This is a genomic window from Bacteroides sp. AF20-13LB (genome assembly GCF_003603065.1).
Classification (GTDB): domain Bacteria; phylum Bacteroidota; class Bacteroidia; order Bacteroidales; family Bacteroidaceae; genus Bacteroides; species Bacteroides uniformis.
The window spans coordinates 262891-270201 of record NZ_QTMH01000009.1; the positions used below are offsets into that span (position 1 = coordinate 262891).

Sequence of the window (7311 nt, forward strand, 5' to 3'; positions counted from 1 at the left end):
ATCATCCGGTTTCCTTCTTTTTATTCTTGTGCATTGTCTTTTCTCTCTTCCATCTTCTTTTTTACAAATTCGATTTTGAGATTGGCTTCTTCCATATTCTTCTTTATTTCCGTCATGGATGACAGCAGTTGTGCCAGTTCGTAGACGCTGGCAAGGGCCTGGCGGTCGGCGGCAGTCATGGTGATGGAATAGGGACGTTCCCCTTGATAGTTGACTTTGATATTCTTGTCCTTGTTCAGATAAAGGAACCCCATGACGTTTCCGTCTTCTCCCAGTTTGAAGTCTGCCTTTTCAATCTTTTCACCGAGGTCAGTGGTTTCGTAGCTGTCTTTGGCGGCGGGTGTTTCGGCAAAGCTACCATCGGGAGCAGTGACTTTGACGGCCACATGGTGGATATTATGGGCTCCGCAATAAATGGAAGTCATGCTCATGACTCCGTTTTCGTCTACCTGGAAGCGAAGGAAAGAGCGATGCAGATTTTTTTCTATCACTTGGGAAGGATGAAGGTAATTGCCGATATTCTGGTATTCGGCATCTTTTTCAAAGGTGTATTTCCCTTTGATTGCATCGAAATCCTTTTGCTTGGCTTGAAGCATACTGTCCAGATAGACCAGGCTCTTTTCCTGCTCTTTCAGTTCCACTTCCTGCATCAGGCCGATGCCTGCACGGCGAGTTTCAAACGCTTTGGGATAGAGCATCTTGATGCTGTCAATCAGAATCTTCGCTTCATTGTAGTTGCCGAGTTCAAACGCTTCGCGGGCAGCTTGTAGTTTTTCACCGGCCTTCTTCTCCACATCTTCGCAAGAGAAGAGTGTACAGCATAGGCATGCAAGGAGTATTACTTTTTTCATATTTGTTGTTCTTGGAGTTAGAGTCCACAAAAATAGAAATAATATCTTTATCTTTGCAGCATTTTAATGTGCAAATGTGCTAATAGACCATTAACACATTTGCGTATTCATTACATTAGCGCATTATTTATGATAGATTTGACGGCAGAAGAACTGAAGCAATATTTTAGTGATGATATATTCAAGCGGATATCCGAAACGGCTGATGAATTGGGATTGGAATGTTACGTAGTCGGTGGATATGTACGTGATATTTTCCTGCAACGTCCTTCCAAGGATATTGATGTGGTGGTGGTAGGCAGTGGCATTGCCATGGCCGAGGCGCTGGGTAAGCGTCTGGGGCGTGGGGCGCATGTTTCCGTCTTCAAGAATTTCGGTACGGCACAATTGAAGTACTATGGTACGGAAGTTGAGTTTGTGGGTGCAAGAAAAGAATCGTATACACACGATTCCCGCAAGCCTATTGTAGAGGACGGTACATTGGAGGATGACCAGAACCGCCGTGATTTTACCATCAATGCACTGGCTGTTTGCCTGAACCGGGTGCGTTATGGCGAGTTGGTCGACCCCTTTGGCGGTATTGGAGACTTGAAGGAAAAGACCATCCGGACTCCCCTCGACCCTGATATAACTTTCAGTGATGACCCTTTGCGCATGATGCGCTGTGTCCGTTTTGCCACCCAGCTGGGATTCTATATTGACGATGAGACATTCGATTCTCTGGAGCGTAATCGCGAACGCATCTCCATCATCTCCAAAGAACGCATTGCAGACGAACTGAACAAAATCATCTTGTCACCTATTCCGTCTAAGGGATTCATTGAGCTGGACCGCTGTGGTCTGCTGGAACTGATATTCCCGGAACTTGTTAGGCTGCAAGGCGTGGAGACGCGCAATGGACGCGCCCATAAGGACAATTTCTACCATACGCTCGAAGTACTCGACAACATCAGCAAGAAGACCGACAACCTTTGGCTACGCTGGGCAGCTCTTCTGCATGATATAGCCAAGCCTGCCACCAAGCGTTGGGAACCCCGTGCGGGCTGGACGTTCCATAACCATAATTTCATTGGCGAGAAGATGATACCCGATATTTTCCGCAAGATGAAGCTCCCTATGAATGAGAAGATGAAATATGTGCAGAAAATGGTGAGCCTGCACATGCGTCCCATTGTGATAGCGGATGATGTAGTGACCGACTCGGCAGTGCGTCGTCTCTTGTTTGAGGCAGGTGATGATATAGACGACCTGATGACACTGTGCGAAGCCGACATTACTTCCAAGAATATGGAGCGTAAGAAACGCTTCCTTAATAATTTTCAGTTGGTACGCCAGAAGCTGAAGGATTTGGAGGAACGCGACCGTATCCGTAATTTCCAGCCTCCGGTCAGTGGTGAAGAAATCATGAAGACTTTCGGCCTTTCTCCTTGCCAGCAGGTAGGTGCCTTGAAGAGTGCCATTAAGGATGCCATTTTGGACGGCATCATTCCCAATGAATACGAAGCCGCCCGTGCATTTATGTTGCAACGGGCGGAGAAGATGGGGCTTAAGGAGTTGTGAGTTATAAGTTGCATGTTATGTACCATGCGTTATAACTCATAACTTATAACTTATAACTCTTCTTTTTCTACTTGGAACTTGCGGCTTACTTTCATCAGGTTGATGGTGTAGGTCACTACGTTCTGGGCTTCTTGTATCATAGTCAGGTATACCATGCTGACTTTGATGCTGCCGCTCTGGCTTTGGATGCGTTGCAGCTCTTCGCGTTTCAGGTGAGACAACTGTCCGTTGAGGTCGTTGGCTTTGCGAATCTCTGTTTCCAGTTCATCATAATTGTTCGTTTCCAGCTTGTGGCGGCATACTTGTAACAGATAGCAGATGTCTTCGGCTACGTCTGTAAATTCTCCTTTCTGAATGGCATCCAGCGGATTGAAGTTATTGTCTATGTGCTCTAAGCAAGGTTCGCAAAGACGGCCTACGCTGTACACCAGTTCGCTGGCAAAGTCGTTGCCTTGATAGTAATAGAGTCCTTTTTCCAGTACGGTATTGTTGTCGAGACGGCACATGGCAAGTGTTCCGGTACGCTTCATCTGCTTGATGAGTTGTTTTTCGAATTTTACTGAGCCCATGGCACGACGCAGTCCGCGTAGATTCTCGTGTAGGAAGGAAGTGACGGTACGTTCAAAATTCTCTTCTGTGAATTCCATAATCTTCACCAGTTCTTCACGGGTATGCTTGCGGAGCAATTCGATGACTTCATTGTTGTCCGTACTCTTCATCAACTGTTTCAGGGTCTCGTTGCCTTTTTCTTTCTCCTTGCGCTTTTTGTACATCACTTGGCTACGAATCAGCATGAAGACTGCCAGACCAATCAGTGCCAGGATGGCAACCGTACCGCCGAAATGGATAATCAGTGCTACGAAGAAACAGATGGTGAACGCTGCTCCGGCAGTGATGAACCAACCGCCGATAACGCTGAGCACACCCGTAATGCGGAATACCGCCGAATCACGTCCCCAGGCACGGTCGGCAAGCGATGTACCCATGGCTACCATAAAGGTGACGTAAGTGGTGGAAAGGGGAAGTTTCAAGGAAGTTCCCAAGGCGATGAGCAGACCAGCCAATACGAGATTGACGGAGGCGCGAACCAAGTCAAAAGCGGCGCCGTCGGCTATGATGGCTTCATCCTTCTGGAAGCGTGTGTTCATCCACCGCTTGCTGCTTTCGGGCATCGTTTTGGATATTCCGTTAGCCAGAGTCATGCTGAAGCGTACCAGCGTACGGGCTATCGGGGTACTTCCGAAGTTCTCTTCACCGTCATCCTGGCGGGCAAGGTCCACGGAAGTCTTGATAACGTTGTGGGCTTTCTTGGATGTGCAGAGTGCATAAACCATAATGGCGCCTGCACCGATAAGGAAATACCACGGGGTTTTGGCTGCACCGAGGAGTGAGGACATCAGGAATCCGTCGGGGCCGGCGGCCGTACCATTGGCTGTATAGTCAATAAATGAGGAATATCCTGCGAGGGGGACACCGATAAAGTTCACCAAGTCATTGCCGGCAAAGGCAAGAGCGAGGGCGAAAGTACCCATCAGAACCACTACTTTGAAGACATTTATCTTGCACCAATGCAGTATCTGCATCAGTATGGTGAAGAATACAAAGAAACCGGTTATCAGCAATGCGGTATTGTCGTGTATCCATTGCTTGTTTTCAGGGGTCATGAATGAGCTGTCTTTCAGCCCCTTTATCAGCATGAAGTAGATGATGCTGGTGGCAGCTATACCACCGAACAGCGCGATGCTGTATTTCATGTTCTTCTTGTAGTTGAAGGTGAACACGATACGTGCCAGCCACTGTACCAGCATACCGAAGAAGAAGGCAATGGCTACGGATACAAAAATGGCCATGATGACAGACAGCGCCTTGTCTGTATTGATGAGGTCGCCCAGTCCCAATGTATCGCTGTTATAGACCTTGATGAGCGCCAGTGCGAACGTACCTCCCAGCAGTTCGAACACCATGGATACAGTGGTGGAGGTAGGCATTCCCATAGTGTTGAAGACATCTAATAGCACGACGTCCGTCAACATGACGGCAAGCAGAATGCACATGATTTCAGCAAAGTAGAAGTGCTCCGGTTGATAGATGCCGTGTCGTGCAATGTCCATCATGCCATTGCTGAGTGCCGCACCGATGAAGACGCCAATGCCTGCAATGAACAGTATGGTTTTGAAAGATGCTGCCTTTGCTCCGACAGCCGACTGAAGAAAATTGACCGCATCATTACTGACACCTACCACGAGGTCGAAAATCGCGAGTACGAACAGAAAGATGACGATACCCAGATAAATTGTTTCCATAGACATGTATTTTATTTCCGGCTGCAAAGGAAAGAGTTTGGTGTTGCAGGGAAATGTCATACATGTTACAGAAGTGTTACAAATGTTTCTGAGATGGCTTGTAAGTGACCATATTAGACTGAAATACTCTATTTAACCAGAAAAAGTAATCATTAATTCTAATCATAAAGTTTAATAATAAAGGGTATGGATGAGCAGATATTTTTAGATTTTAAGTTGAATTTTAATTTGTGTAGCTCAAAGCTAGATAGACCAACTCTTGTTTATGCAGTTGTTTATTTTAGGGGTAAACAATATAAGATTAGTACTGGTGTGAAAGTATATCCAAATCAATGGAACAAACGAAAGCAGATTGCAATGGTTAGTACTGGTTTTACAAAGTTGGATAATCGTAATAATAGCATTGTGAATAGTAAACTTCAAGAGATTTTATATCGTTTTGAGCAAAGTAAATTATACCTTTGTGACAATGTAGAACAGATTGGCTGTTTATATTATATATTGAAACGGTATATTAATCCTAATATGAAAGATAGAAGTGTTAAAATGAAAATAGAAGAAGTTGGTACTGTTATACTTTCTAGATATGCTGAAAAAAAAGGGCGAGGGTATGATGGAGCAGTTAGTAATTTGAAGAAGTATCTAAAAGAGAAAGAAAGAAGTGATACTTTGGAGAATATAAATAAAAAATTATTAGAAGATTACCAAGAATATTTGTGTAGTACTCCAACTAAAGGGAATGTGGTAAGAACGTATAATACAATAAAGGATACGTTGATGAAGCTAAGAACTTTGCTTAAAATGGCACATGAGGATACTAATATTACGTTTGACTATTATAAAAATGAGATTGATAAATTTAAGATTATACAAAGTGAATTGAGTAGGAAAGAAAAGAAGAGCAAACAAGTACCGTTAACGGAAGAGCAAGTAGAGATTTTGTATAAATTAAAGTTATCTGGCATAGAAGAAGAGGTTAGAGATGTGTTTGTGTGTCAATGCTTATTGGGGCAACGCATTGGTGATATGCCTAGATTATTTAGGGGGGATTATACTATAATTGACAATAATACAGTTACTATTCCAGTACAGAAAACCAATGAGGATGCTACTATTTATTTATTCCCAATAGCAAAAGAATTATTGAGTAAATATCGTGAAAGGGGCTTTAGACATTTACAAATTCCAGCAACAGAGGAAGAATGCAAAAAAAGTAGAATGGTAGATGTCCTAAATAGTATAATAAAGAAGATTTGTAAAGATGCAGGCTTTGATAGTGGTGTCACTTATAAAGAGCAAAGGGGAACTGAGAAACTAACTTTGACAAAGAAATTGTATGAATTAATTCATACCCATATTGCAAGGCATACTTTTATAACAATAATGTGTAATATGGGCATTCCTAAAGAGACTGTTATTATTGCAACAGCCCACGAAGACACCAAAATGATAGATGAGGTTTATTTACATCAATCTGCCCAAGACAATGCGATGAAATTAGCTGCTGCCATTGAGGAAAAAGCCAGAGGTAGTATTTTTAATACTGGTGAAACATTTCCAATCAATAAAGTAGAGCATACTATGAATGTTCCAATAGGAATTACTTTTGAAACCTTGCTGGATACTCAATTTTTTGCATCCAGCATCAATAAGGCTGTTGAACTACAATCACAAGTAGGTCACTTGAAAGATGGGAAACTATGTAGCTATGACAATGAAATTGCGTCCCTTATAAGCGAGATAGAAAAGTTCTCCCAATCTTCCACTTCTGATTCTGATGTGGCAAAGCAATATGTGAAACAGTTATCTGTTGGGAAGCTGTCAGACCTGCATGAGTGTTTTAGGGAAATGATTATCAAGTGCGTTAAGATTGGTATCAGTAGGGATGCAATTATGCAGTTTATCAATAAGGCTTTGGAAATAGGCTTGTTGGATAATGCAAGATTCACCAATATAAAAGAAATCACTACAGCCTTATTGGATAAAAGAAATCAAGACTGACAAGTTTTTTATGAAATTAGGATTTCTGGTAAGGCTGAACAGCATATTCTCCCCGAACAGCTCCGGTTATGGGGAGAATTTTTGCTTTATTGCCCCCTCAACTCAAATATTCCACAATTTCTACTTGTCGTTTGGTGATGCAGTCGGGACTTTATACCTTTGCACTGTGATTGAAAGTCAGAAATGACCGAGTTCCTCGTCACCCAGATTCACCACTACAAACCTAAATCCACTTCAAATGAAAGAACTGACCTACGCTGACATTCGTAAAATGGCACTGGAGCACGGTATCAAGGACACAAGGCTGCACATTGGGCTTTGGGCTTCTGACCGATACATCAAGAAACGAAAAATGATTCAAGGCAGGATGTACATGGTTTACCTGCCGTATCACAAACCGGAGCAGGAATAGTTTTCAAGTTCCAAACTTACTTCCAAGCTATCAGAAGAGGACATATCCTCACTCCATGAAGCTCCCTACACGAAGTTTTAAGAAAGTTGTCAAAGTGTTTTGGCACCTCACCAAAGTGCAGTATCTTTGCATACGGAAGTTACGAAAAGAGTGTAATTTATTGGAAATGAGCGTAGGTTAATTG

Annotated in this window: 5 protein-coding genes; 3 read left to right on the forward strand and 2 right to left on the reverse strand. The window is 43.2% G+C overall.

Features of this window, described 5'->3' with window-relative positions:
• Nucleotides 1–20: 20 nt before the first annotated feature.
• Nucleotides 21–851 carry a hypothetical protein gene (locus DWX62_RS12960; protein WP_005827058.1) on the reverse strand — a complete coding sequence of 277 codons (831 nt, stop codon included), beginning with the start codon at nucleotides 849–851 and terminating at the stop codon, nucleotides 21–23.
• 129 nt (nucleotides 852–980) lie between these two features.
• Here DWX62_RS12960 and DWX62_RS12965 point away from each other — a divergent pair, with 129 nt between their 5' ends.
• Nucleotides 981–2411, forward strand: coding sequence for an HD domain-containing protein (locus DWX62_RS12965; RefSeq protein ID WP_008664002.1), 1431 nt, complete (start codon nucleotides 981–983; stop codon nucleotides 2409–2411).
• A gap of 50 nt (nucleotides 2412–2461) precedes the next feature.
• On the opposite strand, the gene DWX62_RS12970 is transcribed toward DWX62_RS12965, so the two are convergent.
• Nucleotides 2462–4714 carry an inorganic phosphate transporter gene (locus DWX62_RS12970; protein ID WP_034522753.1) on the reverse strand — a complete coding sequence of 751 codons (2253 nt, stop codon included), beginning with the start codon at nucleotides 4712–4714 and terminating at the stop codon, nucleotides 2462–2464.
• Between the two features lie 186 nt (nucleotides 4715–4900).
• Between DWX62_RS12970 and DWX62_RS12975 the strand changes: the two genes are divergently transcribed.
• Nucleotides 4901–6715, forward strand: a complete 1815-nt coding sequence (locus tag DWX62_RS12975; protein WP_117878668.1) for a tyrosine-type recombinase/integrase — start codon at nucleotides 4901–4903, stop codon at nucleotides 6713–6715.
• Between the two features lie 238 nt (nucleotides 6716–6953).
• Nucleotides 6954–7127, forward strand: a complete 174-nt coding sequence (locus tag DWX62_RS22010) for a hypothetical protein (protein ID WP_165859020.1) — start codon at nucleotides 6954–6956, stop codon at nucleotides 7125–7127.
• Nucleotides 7128–7311 lie beyond the last annotated feature (184 nt).